Source organism: Pseudomonas orientalis (assembly GCF_002934065.1).
Taxonomy (GTDB): domain Bacteria; phylum Pseudomonadota; class Gammaproteobacteria; order Pseudomonadales; family Pseudomonadaceae; genus Aquipseudomonas; species Aquipseudomonas orientalis_A.
Genome location: NZ_CP018049.1, coordinates 576,812 through 602,977, shown reverse-complemented (window position 1 = coordinate 602,977; position 26,166 = coordinate 576,812). Strand labels below are relative to the sequence as shown.

Genomic DNA, 26,166 nt, shown 5'->3' with positions numbered 1-26,166 from the left:
ACTGCCCGGTCTCAGCGGCCGTGGCTGTCGGTGTAGGCCAGCAGGGCCAGGAAGCGGGCGCGCTTGATAGCGGTGGCCAGCTGACGCTGATAACGTGCTTTGGTACCGGTGATACGGCTTGGAACGATTTTGCCGGTCTCGGATACGTAGGCTTTCAGAGTGTTGAGATCTTTGTAATCGATCTCTTTCACGTCTTCAGCGGTGAAGCGGCAGAATTTACGACGACGGAAGAAACGTGCCATTTGATAGGCTCCTTAAAAGGTCCGTGGATTACTCGTCAGCGTTATCGCTGTTGTCGCTGTCATCACTATCAGCGCTATCAGCGCCTTCGTGCTCAGGACGGTCGCGACGCTCACGGCGCTCACTGCGGTTTTCTTCAGCCTTGAGCATCTCGGATTGACCGGTAACGGCTTCTTCGCGACGGATGACCAGGTTACGGATCACTGCATCGTTGTAGCGGAAGTTGTCTTCCAGCTCGGCCAGGGCCTTGCCGGTGCACTCAACGTTCAGCATCACGTAGTGAGCCTTGTGAACATTGTTGATTGCGTAGGCCAGTTGACGACGGCCCCAATCTTCCAGACGGTGGATTTTGCCGCCGTCTTCTTCGATCAGCTTGGTGTAACGCTCAACCATGCCGCCGACTTGCTCGCTTTGATCCGGGTGGACCAAAAAGATGATTTCGTAATGACGCATGAATGCTCCTTACGGGTTGTAGCCTGCCGCTCAAAAACGGTCAGACAAGGAGTGAATGACACTTATGGATCTTGCCGCAGGGGAGGCACATGCGTGCCTGCCAGGTGGGCAAGGGGCGCAATTGTAGAGAAGGGGGAGAAAGCGCGCAAGGTGATTGGTGATTATTTGAACAATCGCCCAAACACCACAAAAACAACTGTGGGAGGGGGCTTGCTCCCGATTGCAGTGGGTCAGTCACAACATCTGTAAATGAAATACCGCTATCGGGGGCAAGCCCCCTCCCACATTTTGATCCAGGCCAGGCCCGGCTTACTTCTTGGTCTTGGCCTTGGCACCGCGCTGACGCCGCGCTTCGAACAGGCATACGCCCGTCGCCACCGACACGTTCAAGCTGCTGACGCTGCCGGCCATCGGCAAGTGCACCAGGTAATCGCAATGCTCGCGGGTCAGGCGACGCATGCCCTTGCCTTCGGCGCCCATGATCAGGATGGTCGGGCCGGTGAGGTCCTGGTCGTAGATGCTGACTTCGGCCTCGCCTGCCGTGCCGACAATCCACAAGCCGCGCTGCTGAAGCTTCTCCAGGGTGCGCGCCAGGTTGGTCACGGCCACCAGCGGAATCACTTCCGCCGCGCCGCAGGCCACTTTACGCACGACCGGCGTGAGGGTGGCCGACTTGTCTTTAGGCACGATCACTGCCAGCGCGCCGGCCGCATCCGCCGAACGCAGGCAGGCGCCGAGGTTGTGCGGATCGGTCACGCCGTCCAGTACCAGCAGCAAGGGTGCGCCTTCGGTACGGTCGAGCAGCTCGTCGAGCATGGCTTCGCCCCACACCTGACTCGGGCTGACGTCGGCCACTACGCCCTGGTGAACGCCTTCTACCCATACGTCCATTTCACGGCGTTCGGCCTGGCCGATGGCAACCTTGTTCTGGGTGGCCAGCTCGACCAGCGTCTGCACGCGTGGCTCGCTGCGACCTTCCGCCAGCCACACCTGCTTGACGCGCTTGGGGTGGTGACGCAGCAGTGCTTCTACGGCGTGCACGCCGTAGATTTTTTCCAGACTCATGACTTGGCCTTAGGTTTGCGCGACCCGCCGCTTTTCGCGGGGGCCGAACCCGCTTTAGGCGGGCCTTTACGGTGTTTACTCGGTTTGCTCGACGGTTTTTCCGCCCCTTGGGACTTTCCCCCAGACGCCGCTTTACCACCGCTTTTGGCTTCGTTGAGCAACTGCTGCTTCAACTCGCGGCTCTTGCGCAGCTCGGCATTTTTCGCCGCGGCATCGCTTGGACGGTAGGCTTCAGGGGCCTTGTCCTTGGCCGAAGAACGACGCCCGGTCTTGGCAGGTGCAGGCTCGGCAGCCGTCTTCGCGCTGGAAGCCTTGCCCTTGGACGCCGGCGCTGCGGTTTCGCTGCCACGCTTTTTGCGGCCAGCCGGCTCTGCGGGCTTGTCAGGCATGCCGAAGTCGATCTTGCGCTCGTCCAGATCGACACGCATGACCTGCACTTCCACGGTATCGCCCAGGCGGAAGCTGCGACCGGTGCGCTCGCCTGCCAGGCGATGGTGCACAGGATCGAAGTGGTAGTAGTCACCCGGCAAGGCGGTGACGTGCACCAGACCCTCGACGTAGATGTCGGTCAGCTCGACGAACAGGCCGAAACCGGTCACGGCGGTGATCACACCCGGGAACGATTCGCCCACGCGGTCCTTCATGAACTCGCACTTGAGCCAGTTCACCACGTCGCGGGTGGCTTCGTCGGCGCGACGCTCGCTCATGGAGCACTGCTCGCCCAACTGCTCAAGCGCCGCTTCGTCGTACGGATAGATCCGTGCCTTCGGAATGGTCATGGCACCGGCGCGCTTGACGTGCGGGGTGTTCTGCTTGGAATGGATCACGCTGCGGATCGCGCGGTGCGTGAGCAAGTCCGGGTAACGGCGGATCGGCGAAGTGAAGTGGGTGTACGCCTCGTAATTCAGGCCGAAGTGGCCCTGGTTATCGGCGCTGTACACCGCCTGGCTCAACGAGCGCAGCATCACGGTCTGGATCACGTGGTAATCCGGACGGTCCTTGATGCTGGCCAGCAGGGCCTGGTAATCCTTCGGCGTCGGGCCATCCTTGCCTTTGTGCAGGGACAGGCCGAGCTCGCCAAGGAACGCGCGCAGTTTTTCCAAGCGCTCCGGCGGCGGACCGTCGTGGACGCGGTACAACGCAGGAATCTCGTGCTTCTTCAGGAATTCAGCGGTGGCCACGTTGGCCGCCAGCATGCATTCCTCGATCAGCTTGTGCGCGTCGTTACGGGTGGTCGGCGTGATGGCAGCGATCTTGCGCTCGGAACCGAAGACAATCCGGGTTTCCTGGGTTTCAAAATCGATCGCGCCACGGGTGTGGCGGGCGCCCAGCAACACCTTGTACAGCGAGTACAGCTGCTTGAGGTGCGGCACCACGTCGGCGTATTCGCTGCGCAGGGCCTTGGCTTCACTGGTCTTCGGCGCTTCCAGGATGGTGCTGACCTTGTTGTAGGTCAGGCGCGCCTGGGAGTGAATCACCGCTTCGTAGAACTGGTAGTCGGTCATTTCGCCGGTTTTGGAGATGGTCATCTCGCACACCATGGCCAAACGGTCGACTTTCGGGTTCAGCGAGCACAGGCCGTTGGACAGCTGCTCCGGCAACATCGGGATCACGCGCTCAGGGAAGTACACGGAGTTGCCGCGCACCTGGGCTTCGTTATCCAGGGCCGAACCGATCTTCACGTAGCTGGACACGTCGGCAATCGCGACGTACAGCTTCCAGCCGCCGGAGAACAGGCGCAGCTTGCCCGGCTTGGCTTCACAGTAGACCGCGTCATCGAAGTCGCGCGCATCTTCGCCGTCGATGGTGACGAACGGCAGATGGCGCAGGTCGATGCGTTTTTCTTTGTCTTTGTCTTCAACTTCCGGCTTGAGCTTGGCGGCTTCCTTGAGCACGGCATCCGGCCAGACGTGAGGAATATCGTAGGTGCGCAGCGCCACGTCGATTTCCATGCCCGGCGCCATGTAGTTGCCGACCACCTCAACGATATCGCCCTGGGGCTGGAACCGCGCAGTCGGCCAGTGGGTGATTTTCACCTCGACGAACTGGCCGACCTTGGCGGCGCCATTGCGGCCCGGGGTGATCAGCACTTCCTGCTGGACCTTCGGGTTGTCCGGCACCACAAAGCCGATGCCGCCTTCTTCGAAGTAACGGCCGACGATGGACTCGTGGGCACGGGACACCACTTCGACGATCACGCCCTCACGACGCCCACGACGGTCCAGGCCGGACACACGCGCCAGCGCACGGTCGCCATCGAACACCAGGCGCATCTGCGCAGGGCTCATGAACAGGTCGTCACTGCCGTCATCCGGGATCAGGAAACCGAAGCCGTCCCGATGGCCGGCGATGCGGCCCAGGATCAGGTCGAGCTTGTCGACCGGCGCGTAAGTGCCACGGCGGGTGTAGATCAACTGAGCATCGCGCTCCATCGCACGCAGACGGCGGCGCAGGGCTTCGAGCTGGTCTTCGGTGGTCAGACCGAATTCTTCAACCAACTGCTCGCGGCTAGCAGGCGAACCACGATCGGCGAGGTGCGCCAGGATCAGTTCACGGCTAGGAATAGGGTTTTCATATTTTTCCGCTTCACGAGCGGCCTCGGGATCGAGGGACTGCCAATCGGCCATTAGAGAGTTTTCACCTTGTCTATATGCGGGTTAGTTTGGCATACGCGTATTGAAACGGGAAATTTCAGACGTCATCAAGCCTTTTAAAGCCCTTTGCAACCCCCGGCGCGCACCTTGCACGACCATTGGCGAAATTTTCCAGGCTTTTTTCATGGCAGGGGTTTACAGGGTAAATATCGCTCCGTATAGTGCGCGCCATCGACGACGGCAACGTTGTCAGATAATGCCCAGGTGGTGAAATTGGTAGACACGCCAGCTTCAGGTGCTGGTGATCGCAAGGTCGTGGAAGTTCGAGTCTTCTCCTGGGCACCAAATTCAGATCAAACCCGCGAAAGCGGGTTTTTTCGTTTCAGACCTTTGATTTTTAACGGAAAAATTGATTTATATTTTTCGAATCAGGGGTTTACAGATCAAAAAGCCCGCCGTATAGTTCGCCCCATCAACAGCGGCAACGTTGCTTGATAATGCCCAGGTGGTGAAATTGGTAGACACGCCAGCTTCAGGTGCTGGTGATCGCAAGGTCGTGGAAGTTCGAGTCTTCTCCTGGGCACCAAATTCAGATCAAACCCGCGAAAGCGGGTTTTTTCGTTTCCGGGGTTTGAAAAATCCGGCTTGAAAACGTTCCCCGCGATTACCCTCAAGCCCGCACTTGAGAAGCTTTATCGTTTATCCTTGTAGTGATTTGTTGCACATAAGCGAGGAACACTTCGGATGATGATCCGCGATACCCGATTCAAGACATCCCTTCTGCGTGGCCTGTCTCTTACTCTGCTCGGCCTGACCCTGCTCTCACCCGCCGCCTATTCTGCCGACAAGGTCTCCCTGACCCTTTACAACGGCCAACACAAAGAAGTCGGCGATGAACTCGCCAAAGCCTTCGAAGCCAAGACCGGCATTCACGTCAACGTGCGCAAAGGCAGCAGCAACCAGCTGGCCAGCCAGGTCGTCGAAGAAAGTGACCGCTCCCCTGCCGACGTGATCTACACCGAAGAATCGCCGCCGCTGAACAAACTCGGCGAGCAAGGCTTGTTGGCGAAGATCGATGCCAGCACCCTCGACGTGCTGCCCAAGGATTACGTCGGCAGCAATGGCGACTGGATGGGCGTGACTGCACGCACCCGCGTCGTCGCCTTCAACCCCAAGCTGATTGCCGAAAAAGACCTGCCCAAATCGGTGCTGGATTTCGCCGGCCCCGAGTGGCAAGGCAAGGTTGGCTTCGTGCCCACCAGCGGTGCGTTCCAGGAACAGGCGGTGGCGATCATCAAGCTGCACGGGCGTGAAGCGGCCGAAGAATGGCTGACCGGCCTGCGCGCCTTCGGCAAGGTGTACAGCAACAACATGGTGGCCCTCAAGGCCGTTGAAAATGGCGAAGTGGCCACCGTGCTGGTGAACAATTATTACTGGTTCGCCTTGAAGAAAGAAAAAACCAACCTCGACTCTCAACTGCACTATTTCACCGACGGCGATGCCGGCGGCCTGATTACGGTGTCTTCGGCTGCCGCGCTGAAGTCCAGTAAACATCCCAAGGAAGCCCAGCAACTGCTGGCCTTCATGGCCAGTGAAGAAGGCCAGCGTGTGATCACCAACACCTCGGCGGAATACCCGCTGCGCAAAGGCATGGAGTCCAACCGTGGCCTCAAGCCTTTCAGCGAACTGCAGCCGCCGAGAGTCACCCCTGCCGACCTGGGCAATGCCGAGGAAGCGCTGGAACTTGAACGTGACGTTGGCTTGAACTGATGACCCCGTCGCTCAGCGCCGCAGGCTTTCGCCCCCGGCGCAAACGCCCTTCAATCTGGCTGCTGCTGCCGGTGCTGTTCCTGGTCGGCCTGAGCCTGCTGCCGCTGGTGTATGTCGGGCTCAAGGCCTGGCAGGCCGGCTGGGCACAGGCGGTGCATCTGCTGTGGCGGCCTTATGTGTTCGGGCTGCTGCGCAATACCCTGTCGCTGATGGTCGGCGTGACGGTCGTGTGCGGCGTGGTCGGCCTGTCCCTGGCCTGGTTGCTGGAACGCAGCAACCTGCCGGGGCGACGCCTCTGGGGCGTGATCCTGTGCCTGCCGTTTGCGGTGCCGGCGTTTGTCAGCAGCTTTACCTGGGTGTCGCTGAGCGCCAACTTCGAAGGTCTCGGCGGCGCGATCCTGGTGATGAGCCTGTCCAAGTATCCGCTGGTCTTTCTGCCGGTGGCTGCCACACTGCGCAATCTGGACCCGGCCCTGGAAGAGTCGGCGCGCACCCTGGGGCTGAATCGCTGGGGCGTGTTCCGGCGCATTACCCTGCCGCTGCTGTGGCCATCTCTGGTGGCGGGAGCACTGCTGATTGCATTGCACATGCTGGTGGAGTTCGGCGCCCTCTCGATCATCGGCCTGCAGACCTTCACCACGGCGATCTACCAGCAGTTCGAACTGGAGTTCAGCAACGCCAACGCCGCGATGCTCTCGGCGGTGCTGCTGGCGATGTGCCTGACCTTGTTGTGGCTGGAGCTGCGCGTGCGCGGCAAGGGTCGTCATGTGCGGATCGGCCAGGGCGCGGCGCGACATGCCGAGCAGGTGAAACTGGGCAAATGGGCGCTGCTTGGCCAACTCTATTGCCTGGCGCTGGCGATCATTGGCAGCGGCATTCCCCTGGGGATGCTTGGTTATTGGCTGGCCGTGGGCTCATCGGCGGCGTTTCCGGTCGCCGCCATCAGTGAGGCGCTGTTATCGTCCCTGGCACTTTCCCTGGGTGGCGCGGCGTTGTGCCTGGCGCTGGCGGTGCCGGTAGGCCTGCTGGTGGTGCGCTACAAAGGCCAGCTGGCGATCTGGGCCGAACGCCTGCCGTACCTGCTGCACGCCCTGCCCGGCCTAGTGATTGCATTGACCCTGGTGTATTTCGCACTGCATTACGTGCCGGCGCTGTATCAGACGTCGGCACTGTTGCTGATCGCCTATGCGCTGTTGTTCCTGCCCCTGGCCCAGGCGCCGATTCGCACGGCGCTGAACAAGGCTGCACCACAGCTGGAAGAGGCGGCGCGCACGCTCGGCGCATCGTCGTTCAGTGCGTTTTGCCGGGTGACGCTGCCGATTATTTTCCCGGCATTGGGTGCGGCGTTTGCGCTGGTGTTTCTGGATGCGATGAAGGAATTGACCGCGACCTTGCTGCTTAGTCCGACCGGGCTGAACACCTTGGCCACCGCCGTGTGGGCGCATACCTCGAATGTGGAGTTTGCGGCGGCGGCGCCTTATGCGGCGTTGTTGATTCTGGTGTCGGGGTTGCCGGTGTACCTGCTTACGACGCGGATGTATTTGAGCCGCTGAGATGGCTATCGGGGGCAAGCCCCCTCCCACATTTGGAATGCGTTTCAACCTGTGGGAGGGGGCTTGCCCCCGATGAGGCCGGCACAGACAACCCTAAGCCCGGAACTGCCCCAGACTCGCCTTCAACTGCGCCGCCAAGCCATCCAGCACCTTACCACTGGCCGTGGTCTCGACCACCGCCTGCGCAGCCCGCTCAGCCTGGGCATGAATCACCTCAACCCGGCCACGCACCGCATGCGCACCCTGGGCCTGATGCTCGGCCGCGCGTGTCGCCAGGCCGATCGCCGCATGCACCTGCTCCACCGAGGCCTGCACGGTCTGCTGCAAGCGCACGCTGTCGCGCAATACCAGCAAGCCCTCATTGGCCTGGCGACCAGCCTTGCCAATGGTTTCCACCGCCTCACGCGCGCCCTGCTGCAACGCCACGATATGCGCCTGGATGTCACCGGTGGAGCTTTGGGTCTTGCTCGCCAACGCACGCACCTCGTCCGCGACCACCGCGAAACCACGCCCGGTTTCGCCGGCACGAGCCGCCTCGATGGCCGCATTGAGCGCCAGCAGGTTGGTTTGCTCGGCGATGCCGTGAATCACCGTCAGCACCACTTCAATCTGCTCGCTTTGCTGGGCCAACCGCTCGATCACCTGGGAGCCAGCCTGCACCTGCCCCGCCAATGCCTCGATCAAGCTGCCGACTTCGGCAGAAGTGCGCGAGTTTTCATCCGTGGCCTGGCGAATCTCCACCACCTGCTGCAAGGCCGCCTGCATGGCATGGCTTTCGGCCTGGGCCTCGTCGGCCATTTGCGACAGTGCGCGCAGGCTTTCTGCAACCTCGTCGCGCTGCAGGCCGGCCGCCGCATCGGCACCGGCATTGCGCAAGGTCATCGCGCCGATTTCCATGCCGGTGCGCTGGGCCACATCGCCCGCCTCGCGCACGATGGGCTGCAACTTATCCACAAAACGATTGACCGCCGAAGCCATGTCACCAATTTCGTCCTTGCTGCTGATCTGTACACGCTTGGTGAGGTCACCCTCGCCTGCCGCCAGGTCATCCATGGCCGCGATCAACAGCTTCAGGCGGTTGACGACGCGGCGGCCGAGCACAATGGCGATCAGCAGCAATACACCGAGACCGACCAGCGCCAGGCCCATGCCGATACGCCAGCGCAAGGTGCCGGCAGCCTCTTGAACCGCACTGGTGGTATTGGCCGCCATCTGCGTGGCCGTGACTTGCGCCGATTGCAGGCGCGCGCCCATGGCGGCGGCGCTATCGGCCGCGGCGCCTTTGAGGCTGTCGCCGACCAGTTGATCACCGCTGGCGATCAGCGCGGCGAAGCGGCTGTCCAGTGCTTGCAGGTCAGCCTCGACCGATGCGGTCGACACCCCCATGCGGACTTTGCCGATCTCAACACCGTTGGGGCTGATCGAGGCCTCGACGTAATACACCGAAGGATCAGCCTTGGCCGCGTCCAGGACTTTATCCAGGGCACGCTCCCCCGCGCCTTTGGCCAACAAGGCCTGGTTGATCGGATTTTCACGGTTCAGGTAACGGGTCAGATGCTCGCCCGCCGCGTCGTCATACACCACGAACAACACGTTGGGATTACGCTGCGCACGCCGGGCAAATTCCGATAATGTCGGCACGTCGCTGTCCCACATGGCACGCGGCGCCACCGAAGCCAGCAACTGGGCCATGTCATTGGCGGAGTCCTGCAGGTCTTTTTCCAGGGTCGCCCGCAATTGCTTCTGCTCTTGCTGAAGACGCGTGGAGAGCCCTGCAGTCAGACGCTGGCGAGTGCTGGTGGACAGGCTGTCCAGGCTGGAGGTGACTTCCTTGCCGGCCTGGGCCAATTCGCCGGACAGCTTCTGGCTATCGATGCCCAGGCGATTATCCAAATCGGCCTCCAGGGCCGTGACCGTGCTCCGCGTCAGCGCGACGGCCACCAGCACTTGCACCAAAAGAGCGATACCTAGGGTAACGAACACCGGCCGCAGCAGACGGCTTTGTAACAACGAGAGAACGGCAGACACTGGAAATCCCTCCACCACGGGTGCCATTAAATTGATAGCACCACGAAAAAGAGAAACACAGCAAGGGTCGTGCCGCTTGCCAGGGAGAAACGACAAAGGGCTCCCGAAGGAGCCCTTTACTTTTTACATCAACAGCTTATTAAGCGAACGGGTGACGCAGAACGATGGTCTCGTTGCGGTCCGGGCCCGTCGAAATAATGTCGATCGGGGCGCCGATCAGCTCTTCGACGCGCTTGATGTAGGCGCGGGCGTTGGCTGGCAGCTCTTCCAGGGTCTTGGCGCCCACGGTCGATTCGGTCCAGCCCGGCACTTCTTCGTACACAGGCTGCAGGCCCACGTAGCTGTCAGCGTCGGTCGGGGCAACATCGTTGCCTTGCGCGTCTTTGTAGCCGATACAGATGTTGATGGCTTCCAGGCCGTCGAGCACGTCCAGCTTGGTCAGGCAGATGCCCGAGATGCTGTTCACGTCGATAGCGCGACGCAGGATAACGGCGTCGAACCAGCCACAACGACGAGCACGGCCGGTGGTGGCGCCGAATTCGTGACCTTGCTTGGCCAGGTGTGCGCCAACGTCGTCGAACAGCTCAGTCGGGAATGGACCGGAACCTACACGGGTGGTGTAAGCCTTGGTGATGCCCAGGATGTAGTCGAGGAACATCGGGCCAACGCCCGAACCGGTGGCAACGCCGCCGGCGGTGGTGTTGGAGCTGGTCACGTACGGGTAGGTACCGTGGTCGATGTCGAGCAACGAACCCTGGGCGCCTTCGAACATGATGTCTTTGCCGGCGCGACGCAGGTCGTGCAGCTCGGCCGTCACGTCGAGCATCAGCGGCTTGAGCAGCTCAGCGTATTCCTTGCACTCGGCCAGGGTCTTTTCGAACTCGATGGCCGGCTCTTTGTAGTAACCCACCAGCATGAAGTTGTGGTAATCCACCAGTTCACGCAGCTTGTCTTCAAAGCGTGGCATGTTGAGCAGGTCGCCCACACGCAGGCCACGGCGCGCCACCTTGTCTTCGTAGGCCGGGCCAATGCCGCGACCGGTGGTGCCGATCTTCAGCTCGCCACGAGCCTTTTCACGGGCCTGGTCCAGCGCCACGTGGAAGGACAGGATCAGCGGGCAGGATGGGCTGATACGCAGGCGCTCGCGCACCGGCACGCCCTTCTCTTCCAGCTTGATGATCTCGCGCAGCAGGGCGTCCGGCGCAACCACTACGCCGTTGCCGATCAGGCACTGCACGCCTTCGCGCAGCACGCCCGACGGGATCAGGTGCAAGACGGTTTTTTCGCCATCGATGACCAGGGTGTGGCCCGCGTTGTGGCCACCCTGGTAGCGCACTACGGCGGCAGCATGTTCGGTCAGCAGATCAACGATCTTGCCTTTGCCCTCATCACCCCATTGGGTGCCCAGGACTACGACATTCTTACCCATAACACTTGTCCTCATTCGCGCAAACTTGGTGCCGGCGATGGCCGGCAGGAAAACTCAAGAAGCCAGTGGCGATACTTGCCAAAGCCCGTTCTGCTGAATCAATTGCCGGTCGCAGTCCGCTTCACGGGCGGCGGCCAATGGCTGCCCAGGCAAAGCCTGGACGACACGCTGACCCTCACTGCGCAACTGGCAGACCTGCTGCCAGAGTGCCGCGTCCGTACTGTCGGGCATCCAGATGCCACCAGACGGCAGCTCGACCTCAGCACGCCCCAGGGTCACCAGGGTTTTCAAATCGGTGGAAAAGCCGGTGGCCGGACGGGCGCGACCGAAGTCGGCGCCGATATCGTCATAACGACCACCCTGGGCGATGGCCTGGCCAACACCCGGAACGAACACCGCGAACACCACACCGGTGTGGTAGTGGTAGCCGCGCAACTCGCCCAGGTCAAAATACAAAGGCAGCTGCGGGAAGCGCGCCGACAGTTGCTCGGCAATCGCCAGCACATCGTTCAGGGCGGCCAGCACCGGCGCCGGCGCGTTGGCCAGGCGCTCACGTGCAGTGACCAGCACTTCACGCCCGCCGCACAGGTCAACCAGCGCACGCAGCATGTCGGCCAGTTCAGCCGGCACGCCGGCGGTCAGGGCGATGACTTCATCGATGGCCTTGCGTTGCAGCGCATCGAACAACTGTTGCTCAACTTCACCGGACAAGCCGGCCGCACGGGCCAGGCCGCGGTAGATCCCCACGTGGCCCAGGTCCATGTGCACGTCCGGCACATCAGCCAGTTGCAGCATGGCCAGCATCAGGCTGATCACTTCAACGTCGCTGCTCGGGCTCGCATCGCCATACAACTCGGCGCCCAGCTGGATCGGGCTGCGTGAAGATGACAAGGCACGCGGCTGGGCATGCAGCACGCTGCCGGCGTAGCACAGGCGGCTGGGGCCTTCGCGGCGCAGGGTGTGCGCATCGATACGCGCCACCTGCGGCGTGATGTCGGCGCGGAAACCCATTTGCCGGCCCGATTGCGGGTCGATGACCTTGAAGGTGCGCAGATCCAGGTCCTGGCCCGCGCCGGTCAGCAGGGATTCCAGGTACTCGATATGCGGGGTCACGACAAATTCGTAGCCCCAGCTCTGGAACAGATCCAACACCTGGCGACGCGCTATTTCAATACGCGCAGCTTCTGGTGGCAGTACTTCTTCGATGCCATCTGGCAGCAGCCAGCGGTCTACCGTTGCCATTACGCCATTCCCCTTTGATCCGGGCGGCCAGCCCTCGGCCGAGCCTTGAGTAGAGCAGAAAATACCCGCCGCCTGCATAAACCACGCGCAAGAGCGACGTGACGAACGGCCTGCAAACGGCCTCGTCGGGCACTTTCCTCGAAAAACCTGTCACGCCTGCCGAATCGAACACGCAGACGCAAAAAAGCCGGGAATTTCCCGGCTGCCGCATCATACACCCGTTTTCTGAAAGGATCACCCCGCCAGGCATTTTAGCCGCCCGACGGAGTGGTCCTACAGAATTACAGGCCTGTTACTTGGACTTTTCCAGGTAGCGGAAGAAATCGCTGCTTGGGTCCAGCACCAGCACGTCGGTCTTGTTCGCGAAGCTTTCACGGTAGGCGCGCAGGCTACGGTAGAACGCGTAGAACTCCTGGTCCTGGCCGTAAGCCTTGGCGTAGATCGCCGCGGCTTGAGCATCACCATCACCACGAGCCTCTTCAGACTCGCGATAGGCCTCTGCCAACAGTACACGGCGCTGACGGTCGGCATCCGCACGGATACCCTCGGCCAGCTCGTTACCCTTGGCGCGGTGCTCACGGGCTTCACGCTCACGCTCGGTGCTCATGCGCTCGAACACGCTGCGGTTCACTTCCTTGGGCAGGTCAATAGCCTTGACCCGGACATCGACCACTTCGATACCCAGTTCTTTCTCCGCCATGGTGTTCAGCGAACGAGTGATGTCAGCCATCAGCGCATCGCGTTCACCGGATACCACCTCGTGCAGGGTGCGCTTACCAAACTGGTCACGCAGGCCCGACTCCAGACGGCGCGACAAACGCTCGTCGGCAATCTGCTTGAGGCCGGAAGTCGCGGTGTAGAAACGCTCGGCATCCTTGACGCGCCACTTTGCGTAGGCGTCAACCATCACGGCTTTCTTTTCCAGGGTCAGGAAGCGCTGTGTCGGTGCATCCAGAGTCATCAGGCGCGCGTCGAACTTGCGCACCTGATTGACGTAGGGGACTTTCACATGCAGGCCCGGCTGGACATCCGCCTGGACCACGCGACCGAATTGCAGCAGCACCGCGCGCTCGGTCTGAGCGACGATGTAGAAGCAGTTCCAGGCAGCGATGACCACGACGACGCCCACAATCAGGGCGGTCAGCGATTTATTGCTCATCAACGGCTCTCCCTGGTACGTGTTTGCTGTTGCAGCAAGTCAGCGGCCGCACGGGCGCTCGCTTCGTTGGCAGCAGCATTCGAACCGGTGGACGGCGCGCTGGTGCCGCTACGCCCACCTTCGATCATCTTGTCCAGCGGCAGGTACAGCAGGTTGTTCTGCCCGCCCTTGCTGCCGGTCACGAGAACCTTGCTGGTGTTGCTGAAGACTTCCTGCATGGTGTCCAGGTACAGACGCTCACGAGTAACCTCGGGCGCCTTGCGGTACTCGGCAACCAGCTTGGTGAAGCGGTCCGCCTCACCCTTGGCGCGGGAGACCACTTCGTCGCGGTAACCGTTGGCATCCTCGAGGATGCGCTGGGCCTGACCACGAGCTTCCGGCACCACGCCGTTGGCGTAGGTCTCAGCCTGGTTGCGCGAACGCTGCTCGTCTTCACGGGCGCGGATCACGTCGTCAAAGGCTTCCTGCACTTCACGCGGTGCGGCTGCGCTCTGTACGTTGACCTGGGTGACGGTGATACCGGTGCGATAGGTATCGAGGAAACGTTGGAGGCGCTCCTTGATTTCGCTGGCCATCAATTCACGCCCTTCGGTCAGTACCTGGTCCATGGCGGTAGAACCGACCACGTGGCGCAGGGCGCTTTCGGTTGCGTGTTGCAGGCTGATTTCCGGCTGATCGACGTTCAGCACGAAGTCCTGCAGGTTGGTGATCTTGTACTGCACGGTCAGCGGCACTTCGACGATGTTCTCGTCTTCAGTCAGCATCTGGCCCTGCTTGGTGTAGGCACGCTCACGCGTGACGTTCTCCATGTACTTCTTGTCGATCGGCGGGAAATAGATGTTCAGGCCTGGCCCGACCGTCTCGTAATACTTGCCGAAGCGCAGCACGACGGCTTGCTCCTGCTCGTCCACCACGTAGACCGCGCTGTACAGCCAGACGGCCGCGAGCACGACAAGACCCAGGCCCAGCAGGCCATAGCCGCCGCCCTTGCTTGTGCGACCACCCTCGTCACCACCGCGTTTTTTCCCACCACCGAACAACCCATTCAGGCTTTCCTGCAGCTTTCGGAAGGCCTCGTCGAGATCCGGTGGCCCCTTGCGGTCGCCATTATTGCGGCGCTTACCACCCCAAGGATCCTGATTATTCGAGTTGCCACCCGGCTCATTCCAAGCCATAGCGCTCTCCATCTGATAAAGCAAAGACGCACCCACGGCGCGCCGACCAATGCTACAGAATGCCTGCTACTGCGGCACAACCGCTTTCTCAGGCTTTTATTGCAAAGTGTGTTGTTCGATGAACTCCGCCGGTACAACACCCTCGCGACTGACCAGTCGATTGAGCTCCGCGCGTGGCAATCGAACGGCCAGCAAGCTGACACCTTCTTCGTCGTGTTCTTCTTTCTGTACCGCGCCCAGCTCGAAAAACTGTGCACGCAGTCGAGCAAAACGCTGCGGCAAGCGCAAGGTGCCCACGAACAAATCGCCGCCGAGCAACTCGGCGATGGCTTGCTCAAGCAATTCAAGGCCACTGCCATCACGCGCCGACAGCCAGACCCGCTGGGGTCTGCCATTCTCATCGCGCTGGATTTGCGGCTCGACGCCTTCAAGCAAATCGAGTTTGTTATACACCTCGAGGATCGGCAAGTCCTGGGCACCAATCTCGCCCAGCACCAGCATCACCTGCTCGATCTGCAGCATGCGATCCGGCTCGGCCGCATCGATCACGTGCAACAGCAGGTCGGAATTGCTCGACTCTTCGAGCGTAGACCGAAATGCCTCGACCAGCTTGTGCGGCAAATGACGAATGAAACCTACCGTATCGGCCAGGACAATCGGCCCCAGGTCGTCAAGATCCAGGCGGCGCAGGGTCGGGTCGAGCGTCGCGAACAGTTGGTCGGCCGCGTACACGTCCGACTTGGTGACGTTATTGAACAGCGTGGACTTGCCCGCGTTGGTATAGCCCACCAGGGACACGGTGGGGATATCGGCACGGGAACGGCCACGGCGCGATTGCTCGCGCTGGCTGCGGACTTTCTCCAGGCGGCCCTTGATCTGGCGCAGGCGAACCCGCAACAGACGTCGGTCGGTTTCCAGCTGGGTTTCACCCGGGCCACGCATGCCGATGCCGCCGCCCTGGCGCTCAAGGTGCGTCCAGCCGCGAACCAGCCGGGTGCTCATGTGGTCAAGCTGGGCCAGTTCGACCTGGAGCTTGCCTTCATGGGTACGCGCGCGTTGGGCGAAGATATCGAGAATCAGGCCGGTGCGGTCGATCACGCGACACTCGAAGACACGTTCGAGGTTACGCTCCTGACTCGGCGTGAGGACGTGATTGAAGATCACCAGATCGGCTTCTTCGGCATGGACCAGGTCGCGCAATTCTTCGACCTTGCCGCTGCCAATCAGGTATTTGGCGGTTGGCCGATGACGCGGCACGTTAAAAAACGCAACGGTCTCGGCGCCGGCCGAATTTGCCAACTCCTGAAACTCCTGCGGATCTTCGCGCGCCTCAGGGTCCTGTCCATCCAAGTGAACGAGGATTACTCGCTCACCACCACCGTGGCGCTCAAAGAACAAAGGAGACTCCTATCAGGCGTTACCTGGCTCAGCGTCAGCTGCTTCATCACCGGCTGCGCTAGGCAGACGGATTGGACGAACAGGGACGACTGTCGAGATAGCGTGTTTGTAAACCATCTGGCTGACGGTGTTTTTCAGCAGGATCACGAACTGGTCGAACGACTCGATCGTACCTTGCAACTTGATACCGTTGACCAGATAAATGGAAACCCCCACTTTCTCTTTACGTAAGGTATTCAAGTAAGGGTCTTGTAGCGAATGCCCTTTTGACATGTGCCGCACTCCTTTAAGGATCAATAATAAAAAATCGGAAAAATAAATAGCTCATGGCCGCCACACCCCCAAGGATAGACGGCAATTGCAAGGACTCAGCTCAATATGGAGACCGTTCCCAGGTATTTCAAGGCGCGTGACAGATTGTCGCTGTCCAGGCTGTCCAGCCAGTGCAAATCGCTCCAGCTGCGCAGCCAGGTGAACTGGCGCTTCGCCAATTGGCGCGTGGCAATGATGCCGCGCTCCTGCATTTCGGCTGACGTCAGCTTGCCATCCAGATGATCCCAGACTTGGCGGTAGCCTACAGCACGTATCGAAGGCAACCCCGGATGCAGATTACCTCTTGAACGCAGTGCTACGACCTCCTCCACAAACCCCTGTTCCAACATATTTGTGAATCTTTGTGCAATTCGTTCATGCAGCACCTGGCGATTTGCCGGAGCGATGGCCAGGTTCGCCACAGTATAGGGCAATTGTGACCGGCCAGATGCGCCTGCATCAGCACTTTGCGCAGTTTGTTTCAGCCTGTGTTCAGTCATGGTCTGGCCACTGACACGCCAGACTTCCAGGGCACGGGAGAGACGCTGGGGGTCATTGGGGTGAATGCGCGCCGCCGACACCGGATCCACCGCCGCCAACTGATCGTGCAGGGCTTGCCAGCCAAGGCGTGCGGCCTCTTCTTCGAGTTCGGCGCGCACCTGGGCATCGGCCGGCGGCATATCCGCCAGGCCTTCCTGCAAAGCCTTGTAGTAGAGCATCGTGCCGCCGACCAGCAACGGGATGTTACCCCGCGCGGTGATCTCTGCCATGGCGGCCAGGGCGTCGGTACGGAAGTCCGCAGCCGAATAGCTCTGGGCCGGGTCGATAATGTCGATCAACCGATGCGGATGCTGCGCCAGCACCTCTTTCGAAGGCTTGGCCGTGCCGATGTCCATGTCCCGGTAAACCAGGGCAGAGTCCACACTGATCAGCTCGCACGGCAGGACCCTGGTCAGTTCGATGGCCAGGTCGGTCTTGCCGGCGGCCGTGGGGCCCATCAGGAAGATCGCGGGGGGTAAGGCACTCATCAGCGACCGCGCAGGAACAGTTTGTCCAGATCATCCAGGCCCATCTGGGTCCAGGTCGGTCGGCCATGGTTGCATTGGCCGCTGCGCTCGGTGTTTTCCATGTCGCGCAGCAGGCCGTTCATTTCCGGCAGGGCCAGGCGACGGTTGGCGCGGATGGCGCCGTGGCAGGCCATGGTGCCGAGCAGTTCATTGATATGCGCCTGGATACGGTCGCTGGTGCCGTACTCCATCAGGTCCGCCAGTACGTCGGCCACCAGACGGTTGGCTTCGGCTTGCTTGAGCAGCGCAGGAATCTGGCGGATCGCCAGGGTTTCCGGGCCCAGGCGTTGCAGTTCGAAGCCCAGCTTCTGGAACACACCGTGGTGCTCTTCGGCGCAATCGGCTTCACGCTGGCTGACCGCCAGGGATTCGGGCACCAGCAGTGGCTGGCCACTGAGCCCTTCACTGGCCATGGCGATCTTCAGGCGCTCGTACATAATCCGCTCGTGAGCCGCATGCATGTCCACCAGCACCAGGCCGTGGGCATTTTCCGCAAGGATGTAGATGCCCTTGAGTTGTGCCAGCGCGTAGCCCAACGGTGGAATATCACCGCCACCCTCCGGCAGGGCAACTGTGCCTGGCTCGGCCCCGGGCAGCGGCGCGAAGAACTCACGGTACGCCGCCTGGGCCTCGGCCACCGGCACGGTCGATTGCGGACGCGGGGTGTATTGATACTGATAACCGGCGCCGGCGCCCGCGTTGGGTGCCGTGTAATTGGGCTGCTGCGGAGATTGCAGCAAGTTGGCGGCCAGGCTCATTTCGCCCTGGGGGCCGAACTCACCGGCCTCAGGGCCGCTTGGGCGAACGACCGCCGTCACGATGGGCGCCGACAACTGATCATCCGGACGCACATCGCCCAAGGCGCGGTGCAAGGTGCCGTACAGGAAGTCATGCACCATGCGCCCATCACGGAAGCGCACTTCATGCTTGGTCGGGTGCACATTGACATCGACGACCGAGGGGTCGACCTCAAAAAACAGCACAAAGGTCGGATGCCGCCCGTTGAACAACACGTCGCGGTAGGCCTGGCGCACCGCATGGGCCACCAGCTTGTCGCGCACTGCCCGGCCATTCACGAAGAAATACTGCAAGTCCGCCTGGCTGCGGGAGAAGGTCGGCAAACCGACCCAACCCCACAGGCGCAAACCATTGCGTTCAATCTCTATGGGCAGCGCCTGCTCCAGAAAGCCGGCTCCGCAGACTGCCGCCACACGCCGCGCACGCGCGGCGTCGTCATTGGCTTCGTGCAGGCTGAGGATGGTCTTGCCGTTGTGGCGCAGATGGAACGCCACATCGAAACGCGCCAGGGCCAGGCGCTTGATGACTTCCTGCAGGTGGTCGAATTCGGTTTTTTCGGCCTTGAGGAATTTGCGCCGCGCCGGGGTGTTGAAGAACAGGTCGCGCACTTCCACCGAGGTGCCCACCGGATGAGCTGCCGGCTGGACCCGGGGCGCCATGTCGCGGCCTTCGGTTTCTACTTGCCAGGCCTGCTCGGCGCCACGTGTGCGCGAGGTCAGGGTCAAGCGCGCCACCGAGCTGATAGAGGCCAGGGCCTCACCGCGAAAGCCCAGGCTCATCACCCGCTCAAGGTCTTCGAGGTCGCGGATCTTGCTGGTGGCGTGACGGGCCAGGGCCAGCGGCAGGTCATCGGACGAGATGCCGCTGCCATCGTCCCGCACCCGCAGCAGCTTGACGCCGCCCTGCTCCACGTCCACGTCGATGCGCTTGGCGCCGGAGTCGATGCTGTTTTCCAGCAGCTCCTTGATCACCGAGGCCGGACGCTCAACCACCTCGCCCGCAGCGATCTGGTTCGCCAGACGCGGGCTGAGCAATTCGATACGCGAGCCGCTATTCAAGACAGATTCGCTCATTACTGCGCCGCCAATTCGGTGCCCGGGATGGTCAACACCTGGCCGATTTTCAGCTCATCGGTTTTCAGGTTGTTGGCGCTGCGCAAAGCGGCGGGCGTGACTTGGAAACGTACGGCCAGCATGGCCACGGTGTCGCCGGGCTGCACGCGGTGGTCGCGCGGGCCTTGGGCAATTTTGCCGGAATCACGCAACCAGGCGATGTAAGTGCCCGGTGGCGGGTTCTGTTGGAAGAACTGACGCACACCGGCGCTGATCGAGCGCGCCAAGGCCTGCTGGTGGCTGGCACTGGCGAGTTTGGATGCCTCGTTGGCGTTGGAAATGAATCCGGTCTCGACCAGGATCGACGGGATATCCGGCGACTTCAACACCATGAACCCGGCTTGTTCCACGCGCTGTTTGTGCAGCGACGTGACCCGGCCGATGTTGCTGAGGACTTTCTGGCCGACGTTCAGGCTGGACGTCAGCGAGGCGGTCATCGACAGGTCGAGCAATACGCCGGCGAGCATTTTGTCCTTGTCGTCGAGGGACACGTTGCCGGCCCCGCCGATCAGGTCGGAACGGTTTTCGCTGTCGGCCAGCCAACGGGCAGTCTCGGAGGTGGCGCCACGATCCGACAGGGCAAACACCGACGCACCGAAAGCGGCACTGGAAGGTGCTGCGTCGGCGTGAATCGAGACGAACAGGTCCGCACCCTTCTTGCGGGCGATTTCAGTACGCCCACGCAATGGAATGAAGTAGTCGCCGGTACGGGTCAGTTCGGCTCGATAGCCTTTCATGCCGTTGACCTGGCGCTGCAGTTCGCGGGCGATGGCCAGCACCACGTCTTTTTCATGCTGGCCGCGCGAACCGGAGGCGCCCGGGTCTTCGCCACCGTGACCGGCGTCGATCACCACGATAATGTCGCGCTTGCCTGCCGGAGCGGGCGGCGGCGGCGGCAGCTTGACCTGCGGTTGCGAGGGGTTGACCGGCACCGCAGGCACCGTCGCCACGCTGGGCGTCGGCACAGGCGGCGGCGCGGCATCCGCGGGGTTGTCGAACAGGTCGACCACCAGGCGGTTGCCATATTGAGCGTTGGGCGCCAGGGAAAAGCTTTTGGGGGTCACGGCCTTTTTCAGGTCGATGACCACGCGCAGATCGGTCGGCGTGCGCTGGGCCGAGCGCATGGCGGTAATGGGTGTGTTGGCGGTGGAGACCTTCAGCGGCGCCGCCAGGCTCGCACCGTTGATGTCGATCACCAGGCGATCAGGCGCCGTGAGGGTAAAGACGCTGTGCTGGACCGGGCCAGACAGGTCGAACACCAGTCGCGTGTTATCCGGCGCCCGCCACAGGCGAACACTTTTCACCTGTGAAGCAGCCAGAGCATTGACAGTCATTGCCGCAAGCAACACCCCCACGACAGCAACCAACGCGCGAAAGCGCATACCTAACCCCACCAATTATTTGAATTCCAGTGCCAAAGCGGCGCACCACGACTGGCCGCGCACGCTCTGGGGCAACAACTTCAACTGACGTCCGTGCTCATGCGGCGTAATGGTAATGGTCATGTCCGGCTTTGGCAAAAAGCCTGTGCCTTTATTTGGCCACTCGATCAGGCATAACGCGTCTTCGTCGAAATAATCACGGATGCCCATGAATTCCAGCTCTTCGGGGTCCACCAGGCGATAGAGGTCGAAGTGGAAAGCGCGAATATTACCGATCTCATAGGGTTCGACCAGGGTGAACGTCGGACTTTTTACCGCACCGGCATGCCCCAAACCGCGAATGATGCCCCGGGACAGCGTGGTCTTGCCCGCCCCCAGGTCGCCCTCGAGGAAGATCAGCCCCGCCCCGGCCGTGACCTGGGCAATGCGCCGGCCCAGGTCGACCATGGCCTCCTCATCGGCCAGGAAAAAAATCACTTCAGACACGGCGACTGCTCCTCCAACAATTGACGAATGGCCGGTATCAGATCACTGGCGGCCAGGCCGCGGCCAAACGTGCCCTGGCGATCCCCTGCCGTGGCGTGCAACCACACGGCCAGGCAGCTTGCTTCATAAGCGGGCATGCCCTGGGCCAGCAGTGCGCCTACCAGCCCGGCCAACACATCGCCCAGCCCTGCCGTCGCCATCGCCGGATGGCCTTGGTCACAGCGCGAAACACGTCCGTCCGGGCTGGCGATCAAACTGCCGGCCCCCTTGAGAATAGTCACCGCGTTGAATCGCTGGCTCAACGCGCGCGCCACCTTAAGGCGGTCGGCCTGAACCTCGGCTGTCGAAATGCCCAACAGGCGCGCGGCTTCGCCCGGATGCGGGGTGATCACGCAGTTGGCCGGCAGGCTGACGCTGCCGGTCGCCAGTTGATTCAAGGCGTCGGCGTCCCAGACTTGCGGCTGCGGCGCGTTGGCGGCGACGGACAGCAGGCTTTTACCCCAGGCTGCGTCACCCAGACCGGGCCCGATCACAATCACCGAGATCTTTTCCAGCAGGCCCATCAGTTGATTGGCCGAACTCACGCCCTTTGTCATCACCTCCGGCAGACGTGCCAGCGCGGCGGGAACATGCTCCACGCGTGTCGCCAGCGACACCATCCCCGCACCACTGCGCAATGCACTTTCGGTACTGAGCAGCGCTGCCCCGCCAAAGCCTCGGTCGCCGCCAATCACCAGCAGGTGGCCAAACTGGCCTTTATGAGCGTCCAGCGAACGCGCAGCCAGTTGCGGCAAGTGGCCCGGCAACAACAGCTGAACGTCGGTTATTTCGTGTTTTGTCTGAGGCATGCGTCTTCAAGCTCCGATGTCTGGCAGAATTATACGCATCTAACCTGTGGTTTCCCGTGTCTCATGCCCGCTATTACCTCCGATCTGCCCGCCCTCGCCCAATCGATCAAAGACTGGGGCCGCGAGCTGGGCTTCCAGCAAGTCGGCATCAGCGGCCTGGACCTGGCCGAGCATGAACAGCACCTGCAACGCTGGCTCGACGCGGGCTACCACGGCGAGATGGACTACATGGGCGCCCACGGCAGCAAACGTTCGCACCCCGACGAGCTGGTGCCGGGCACCTTGCGCGTGGTGTCGCTGCGCATGGATTACCTGCCCGGCGACACCCAGATGGCGCAACTGCTGGCCCAGCCGGAAAAAGCCTATATCTCGCGCTACGCCCTGGGCCGGGACTATCACAAGCTGATCCGCAAGCGTGTGCAGCAACTGGCCGACCGTATCCAGGCGCAGATCGGGCCGTTCGGCTTTCGTGCCTTCGTCGACAGCGCGCCGGTCCTGGAAAAAGCCATCGCCGAGCAGGCCGGCCTCGGCTGGATCGGCAAAAACACCCTGGTCCTCAATCGCAAGGCCGGCAGCTATTTCTTCCTCAGCGAACTGTTTGTCGATTTGCCATTGCCGGTGGACCCACCCCACGCCACCGAACACTGCGGCCGCTGCACCGCGTGCCTGGACATCTGTCCTACCAACGCCTTCGTCGGCCCCTACGTGCTGGATGCCCGGCGCTGCATTTCCTACCTGACCATCGAGCTCAAGAGCGCCATTCCCGAAGACCTGCGCCCACTGATCGGCAACCGTGTATTTGGCTGCGATGACTGTCAGATCGTTTGCCCGTGGAATCGTTTCGCCCGCACCACCGCCGAAAGCGATTTCAAGCCACGGCATAATTTGGATAACGCGGAACTTGCCCAATTGTTTATGTGGGACGAGGATAAATTCCTCAGCAGCACCGAAGGCTCACCCTTGCGCCGCGCCGGTTACGAGCGCTGGCTGCGAAATTTGGCGGTGGGCCTGGGCAATGCGCCGTCGAGCATTGCGGTGCTGGAAGCGTTGAAGGCGCGGCGCGATTACCCGTCGGAACTGGTGCGTGAACACGTGGAGTGGGCGCTCAAGCAACACGCCGCACGCTAGTGTACGTCGTCGTTGTAGACGAACTTGGGCATTTCCCAGTGAAAACGGATCGCCAGCAGGCGTAGTAGAAAGCCGCTGAACAGGGTCAGCAGAATCGCCTGTTCGCTGGGCAATTGCAGATACAGGCACAGCAAGTAGAACCAGGCGGCCAGGAACGACACGCTGGCGTACAGCTCACGGCGAAAGATCAGCGGGATGTCGTTGCAGAAGATGTCTCGCAGGATGCCGCCAAATACGCCGGTGATCACGCCGCTGACTGAGGCCACCAGCATGCCGTGCCCCATTTCCAGGGCGGTCATGCAGCCGATCAGGGTGAATGCCACCAAACCCAAGGCATCCAGCGCCAGGAACAGCGAGCGCAGGCGGCGCATCAGCGGTGCGATAAAGATGGTCACCAGCGCGGCCACCGAGGTCAGCACCAGGTATTCAGGATGCTTGACCCAGGTCAGCGGGTAATGCCCCAGCAGCACATCACGCACCGACCCGCCACCCAGCGCCGTCACGCAGGCAATCAGCACCACGCCAAACCAGTCCATGCCGCGTCGACCGGCGGACAAGGCGCCGGTCATGGCTTCGGCGGTGATGGCGATGAGGTAGAGCATCAACAGCATGATGGCGATCCTTGCAGGGAGGCCGGCAGTCTAATCATTTGCTGATGGCACCAAAAGGGGGCGCTCCGAGATAAACCCGGTCGCCCTTGCACACTTGGATTTGCAAATCCATTCCAATGTGGGAGGGGGCTTGCCCCCGATGGCGGCCTCTGGGCCGACCAGGATGTTGGATCGGACCGTGTACATATCCGTTTCTGCGGTAACGGCTGCTATGGGTTCCGCCCTTACGGCGGCTCACTTTTGAAAAGCGCAAAAGTAAGCAAAACGCTCTTGCCCCACCACTCGGCACCTCGCTAATGCTCGGTGTGCCCGAACGCAGGCTTGAATCCGTGGGCCGCCGCCACGCGCCATCCATGGCGCGGGGCGGCTAACCCGGCGTCCTGCCGGGTTACCCACGGATTCAAGCCTGCGTTCGGCCAGCGTGGTTTAACGGGGCGCCTGAGATCAAGATCAAAAGCCAGATCAAGAGCGACTCGCTGCGCATCGTGGTTACTGTTGGGCACTGCTGAGTTATGTAGATACCTATGCCCCGATAAGGGAGTGTCAGTTAATGCATCCGGGCCTGACACACCGCCATCGGGGGCAAGCCCCCTCCCACATGTCCAGCGGTCGCGTCGAATTCACGCCTTGATGAAATGCTTGCGGTAGTGCTGCAACTCGGCAATCGATTCGCGGATATCGTCCAGCGCCAGGTGCGTGCTGCCCTTATGGAAGCTGTCCTTGACCTCCGGCGCCCAGCGCGCAGCCAGCTCCTTCAAGGTCGACACGTCCAGGTTGCGATAATGGAAGTAGCTTTCCAGCCCCTTCATATGCGTATAAAGGAAGCGCCGGTCCTGGCAGATGCTGTTGCCGCAGATCGGCGACTTGCCCCTGGGTACCCATTTCTCCAGGAAGGCGATGGTTTGGGCTTCGGCTTCGGCCATGCTGATGCGGCTCTCGCGTACGCGCTGGGTCAGGCCCGAGTTGCCATGGGTGCGGGTATTCCACTCGTCCATGGTGGCAAGCACGGCATCGCTGTGGTGAATGGCGATCACCGGACCTTCGGCCAAGGTGTTGAGGTTGCTGTCGGTGACAATCGTCGCCATCTCGATGATGACGTCGGTGTCGGGGTTCAGACCGGTCATTTCCAGATCGATCCAAATCAGGTTCTGTGGGTTTTGCATGGCTTGATTCTCTTGGCACCTTGGCGTAGCTGCGCAGTTTAGCAGGCGGCGCCGTGCTAGACTCGCGACCGTTTTACCCAACTTTTGCATTATCGACACGGAACACCAATGGCCAAACGCCAGCTCAATCGTCGCCAAAACTGGCGCATCGAAAAGATTCAAGGTGAACGCGCAGCGCGCGCCGCCAAACGTGAATCCTCCGCCGTGGAAGCGCTCGAGGGCGGCGACCTGGGGCCCGAACAAACCGGCCTGGTGATCGCGCACTTCGGCGTGCAGGTCGAAGTCGAGGCGCTGGAAGGCGAACTCGCAGGCACTGTGTCCCGCTGCCACCTGCGCGCCAACCTGCCCGCGCTGGTAACGGGCGACAAAGTCGTGTGGCGCGCCGGCAACCAGGGCATCGGCGTGATCGTCGCCCAGTTGCCACGCAGCACTGAACTGCGCCGCCCCGACAGCCGCGGTCAGCTCAAGCCAGTGGCGGCCAACGTCGACATGATCGTGATCGTGTTCGCGCCGCTGCCCGAGCCCCACGCCAACCTGATCGACCGCTACCTCGTCGCCGCCGAGCATGCCGGGATTCGCCCGCTGCTGCTGCTGAACAAATTCGACTTGATCGACGAACAGAACGCTCCGGCGCTCAACGCTTTGCTGGCGGTCTACCGCACCCTGGGCTACCCGGTGCTGGAAGTGTCGGCCCATCACGGCAACGGCATGGAACAACTGCAACAGCAGTTGGACGGGCGCATCAGCGTGTTTGTCGGCCAGTCGGGCGTGGGCAAGTCGTCGCTGGTCAACAGCTTGCTGCCGGAAGTCGACACCCGTGTCGGCCCGCTGTCGGAACTGTCCGGCCAGGGTACGCACACCACCACGACCGCACGGCTGTTCCACTTCCCAGGTGGCGGTGAACTGATCGACTCCCCGGGCATTCGTGAATTCGGCCTCGGCCATGTCAGCCGCAGCGACGTGGAAGCAGGCTTCATCGAGTTCAACGACCTGATCGGCACCTGCCGCTTCCGCGACTGCAAACACGACCGCGAGCCGGGTTGTGCATTGCTCAAGGCGCTGGAGGATGGGCGTGTGCAGCAACAGCGCATGAACAGCTATCGATCGATTATTGCGAGTTTGCCTGAGAGCAGTTACTAAGCCGCCAGCCTCT

Annotated in this window: 21 protein-coding genes, 2 tRNA genes and 2 pseudogenes; 6 read left to right on the top strand and 19 right to left on the bottom strand. The window is 61.7% G+C overall.

Annotated features, from left to right (window positions below):
- Positions 1 to 11: 11 nt before the first annotated feature.
- From rpsR to rnr, 4 genes are all read right to left on the bottom strand, one after another.
- Entirely contained in the window at positions 12 to 242 is a 231-nt protein-coding gene (rpsR, locus tag BOP93_RS02575) for a 30S ribosomal protein S18 (RefSeq protein WP_002551829.1), read from the bottom strand.
- Positions 243 to 270: 28 nt separating this feature from the next.
- On the bottom strand, positions 271 to 693 hold the full coding sequence (gene rpsF / locus BOP93_RS02570; RefSeq protein ID WP_003236224.1) for a 30S ribosomal protein S6: 423 nt from the start codon (positions 691 to 693) through the stop codon (positions 271 to 273).
- Positions 694 to 1,002: 309 nt separating this feature from the next.
- Positions 1,003 to 1,758 (bottom strand): 23S rRNA (guanosine(2251)-2'-O)-methyltransferase RlmB, encoded by a 756-nt coding sequence (rlmB, locus tag BOP93_RS02565; protein ID WP_104501442.1) that lies wholly within the window; start codon positions 1,756 to 1,758, stop codon positions 1,003 to 1,005.
- On the bottom strand, positions 1,755 to 4,385 hold the full coding sequence (rnr, locus tag BOP93_RS02560) for a ribonuclease R (RefSeq protein WP_104501441.1): 2,631 nt from the start codon (positions 4,383 to 4,385) through the stop codon (positions 1,755 to 1,757). Before rnr ends, rlmB begins: the two co-directional genes overlap by 4 nt.
- Positions 4,386 to 4,610: 225 nt before the next feature.
- Between rnr and BOP93_RS02555 the strand changes: the two genes are divergently transcribed.
- From BOP93_RS02555 to BOP93_RS02540, 4 genes are all read left to right on the top strand, one after another.
- Positions 4,611 to 4,697 (top strand) — tRNA-Leu (locus tag BOP93_RS02555).
- A gap of 154 nt (positions 4,698 to 4,851) precedes the next feature.
- Positions 4,852 to 4,938: transfer RNA gene (locus tag BOP93_RS02550), tRNA-Leu, on the top strand.
- Between the two features lie 158 nt (positions 4,939 to 5,096).
- On the top strand, positions 5,097 to 6,122 hold the full coding sequence (locus BOP93_RS02545; protein ID WP_104501440.1) for an extracellular solute-binding protein: 1,026 nt from the start codon (positions 5,097 to 5,099) through the stop codon (positions 6,120 to 6,122).
- Complete coding sequence (locus BOP93_RS02540; RefSeq protein ID WP_104501439.1) at positions 6,122 to 7,675, top strand: ABC transporter permease; 1,554 nt, start codon at positions 6,122 to 6,124, stop codon at positions 7,673 to 7,675. Before BOP93_RS02545 ends, BOP93_RS02540 begins: the two co-directional genes overlap by 1 nt.
- 93 nt (positions 7,676 to 7,768) lie before the next feature.
- Here the strand turns inward: BOP93_RS02540 and BOP93_RS28085 are convergent.
- The 13 genes and pseudogenes from BOP93_RS28085 to BOP93_RS02480 all read right to left on the bottom strand — a co-directional run.
- Positions 7,769 to 8,284 (bottom strand): annotated as a pseudogene (locus tag BOP93_RS28085) (methyl-accepting chemotaxis protein); the annotation flags it as partial.
- 390 nt (positions 8,285 to 8,674) lie between these two features.
- A pseudogene (locus BOP93_RS28080) lies at positions 8,675 to 8,728 on the bottom strand (hypothetical protein); the annotation flags it as partial.
- Positions 8,729 to 9,842: 1,114 nt separating this feature from the next.
- Positions 9,843 to 11,132 carry an adenylosuccinate synthase gene (locus BOP93_RS02530; RefSeq protein ID WP_104501438.1) on the bottom strand — a complete coding sequence of 430 codons (1,290 nt, stop codon included), beginning with the start codon at positions 11,130 to 11,132 and terminating at the stop codon, positions 9,843 to 9,845.
- Between the two features lie 54 nt (positions 11,133 to 11,186).
- Complete coding sequence (locus BOP93_RS02525) at positions 11,187 to 12,374, bottom strand: ATP phosphoribosyltransferase regulatory subunit (RefSeq protein WP_065886518.1); 1,188 nt, start codon at positions 12,372 to 12,374, stop codon at positions 11,187 to 11,189.
- A gap of 292 nt (positions 12,375 to 12,666) precedes the next feature.
- Positions 12,667 to 13,533, bottom strand: a complete 867-nt coding sequence (gene hflC, locus BOP93_RS02520) for a protease modulator HflC (RefSeq protein ID WP_003188064.1) — start codon at positions 13,531 to 13,533, stop codon at positions 12,667 to 12,669.
- Complete coding sequence (gene hflK, locus BOP93_RS02515; protein ID WP_104501437.1) at positions 13,533 to 14,708, bottom strand: FtsH protease activity modulator HflK; 1,176 nt, start codon at positions 14,706 to 14,708, stop codon at positions 13,533 to 13,535. The genes hflC and hflK overlap by 1 nt, the downstream gene beginning before the upstream one ends.
- Before the next feature lie 96 nt (positions 14,709 to 14,804).
- A complete protein-coding gene (gene hflX / locus BOP93_RS02510; RefSeq protein ID WP_065886521.1) occupies positions 14,805 to 16,106 on the bottom strand; it encodes a ribosome rescue GTPase HflX in 1,302 nt (433 codons plus the stop codon).
- A gap of 12 nt (positions 16,107 to 16,118) precedes the next feature.
- Entirely contained in the window at positions 16,119 to 16,379 is a 261-nt protein-coding gene (hfq, locus tag BOP93_RS02505; protein WP_016976904.1) for an RNA chaperone Hfq, read from the bottom strand.
- A 95-nt stretch (positions 16,380 to 16,474) separates the two neighbouring features.
- Positions 16,475 to 17,446, bottom strand: coding sequence for a tRNA (adenosine(37)-N6)-dimethylallyltransferase MiaA (miaA, locus tag BOP93_RS02500; RefSeq protein WP_104501436.1), 972 nt, complete (start codon positions 17,444 to 17,446; stop codon positions 16,475 to 16,477).
- Complete coding sequence (gene mutL / locus BOP93_RS02495; protein ID WP_065894500.1) at positions 17,446 to 19,356, bottom strand: DNA mismatch repair endonuclease MutL; 1,911 nt, start codon at positions 19,354 to 19,356, stop codon at positions 17,446 to 17,448. Before mutL ends, miaA begins: the two co-directional genes overlap by 1 nt.
- Positions 19,356 to 20,777, bottom strand: coding sequence for an N-acetylmuramoyl-L-alanine amidase (locus BOP93_RS02490; protein WP_065886524.1), 1,422 nt, complete (start codon positions 20,775 to 20,777; stop codon positions 19,356 to 19,358). The genes mutL and BOP93_RS02490 overlap by 1 nt, the downstream gene beginning before the upstream one ends.
- A 15-nt stretch (positions 20,778 to 20,792) precedes the next feature.
- On the bottom strand, positions 20,793 to 21,263 hold the full coding sequence (tsaE, locus tag BOP93_RS02485) for a tRNA (adenosine(37)-N6)-threonylcarbamoyltransferase complex ATPase subunit type 1 TsaE (protein ID WP_065894498.1): 471 nt from the start codon (positions 21,261 to 21,263) through the stop codon (positions 20,793 to 20,795).
- Positions 21,251 to 22,111 (bottom strand): NAD(P)H-hydrate dehydratase, encoded by an 861-nt coding sequence (locus BOP93_RS02480; RefSeq protein WP_104501435.1) that lies wholly within the window; start codon positions 22,109 to 22,111, stop codon positions 21,251 to 21,253. The genes tsaE and BOP93_RS02480 overlap by 13 nt, the downstream gene beginning before the upstream one ends.
- A gap of 63 nt (positions 22,112 to 22,174) precedes the next feature.
- On the opposite strand from BOP93_RS02480, the gene queG reads away from it, so the two are divergent.
- Positions 22,175 to 23,239 carry a tRNA epoxyqueuosine(34) reductase QueG gene (gene queG / locus BOP93_RS02475; RefSeq protein ID WP_065886527.1) on the top strand — a complete coding sequence of 355 codons (1,065 nt, stop codon included), beginning with the start codon at positions 22,175 to 22,177 and terminating at the stop codon, positions 23,237 to 23,239.
- Here queG and BOP93_RS02470 read toward each other — a convergent pair.
- Positions 23,236 to 23,853, bottom strand: a complete 618-nt coding sequence (locus BOP93_RS02470) for a trimeric intracellular cation channel family protein (protein WP_170827587.1) — start codon at positions 23,851 to 23,853, stop codon at positions 23,236 to 23,238. The genes queG and BOP93_RS02470 overlap by 4 nt on opposite strands.
- Before the next feature lie 617 nt (positions 23,854 to 24,470).
- Positions 24,471 to 25,013, bottom strand: coding sequence for an oligoribonuclease (gene orn, locus BOP93_RS02460; protein ID WP_104501434.1), 543 nt, complete (start codon positions 25,011 to 25,013; stop codon positions 24,471 to 24,473).
- A 108-nt stretch (positions 25,014 to 25,121) separates the two neighbouring features.
- Here orn and rsgA point away from each other — a divergent pair, with 108 nt between their 5' ends.
- Positions 25,122 to 26,153: a small ribosomal subunit biogenesis GTPase RsgA gene (gene rsgA, locus BOP93_RS02455; RefSeq protein ID WP_065886530.1), complete on the top strand. Its 1,032-nt coding sequence runs from the start codon at positions 25,122 to 25,124 to the stop codon at positions 26,151 to 26,153.
- The last annotated feature ends 13 nt before the right edge of the window (positions 26,154 to 26,166 follow it).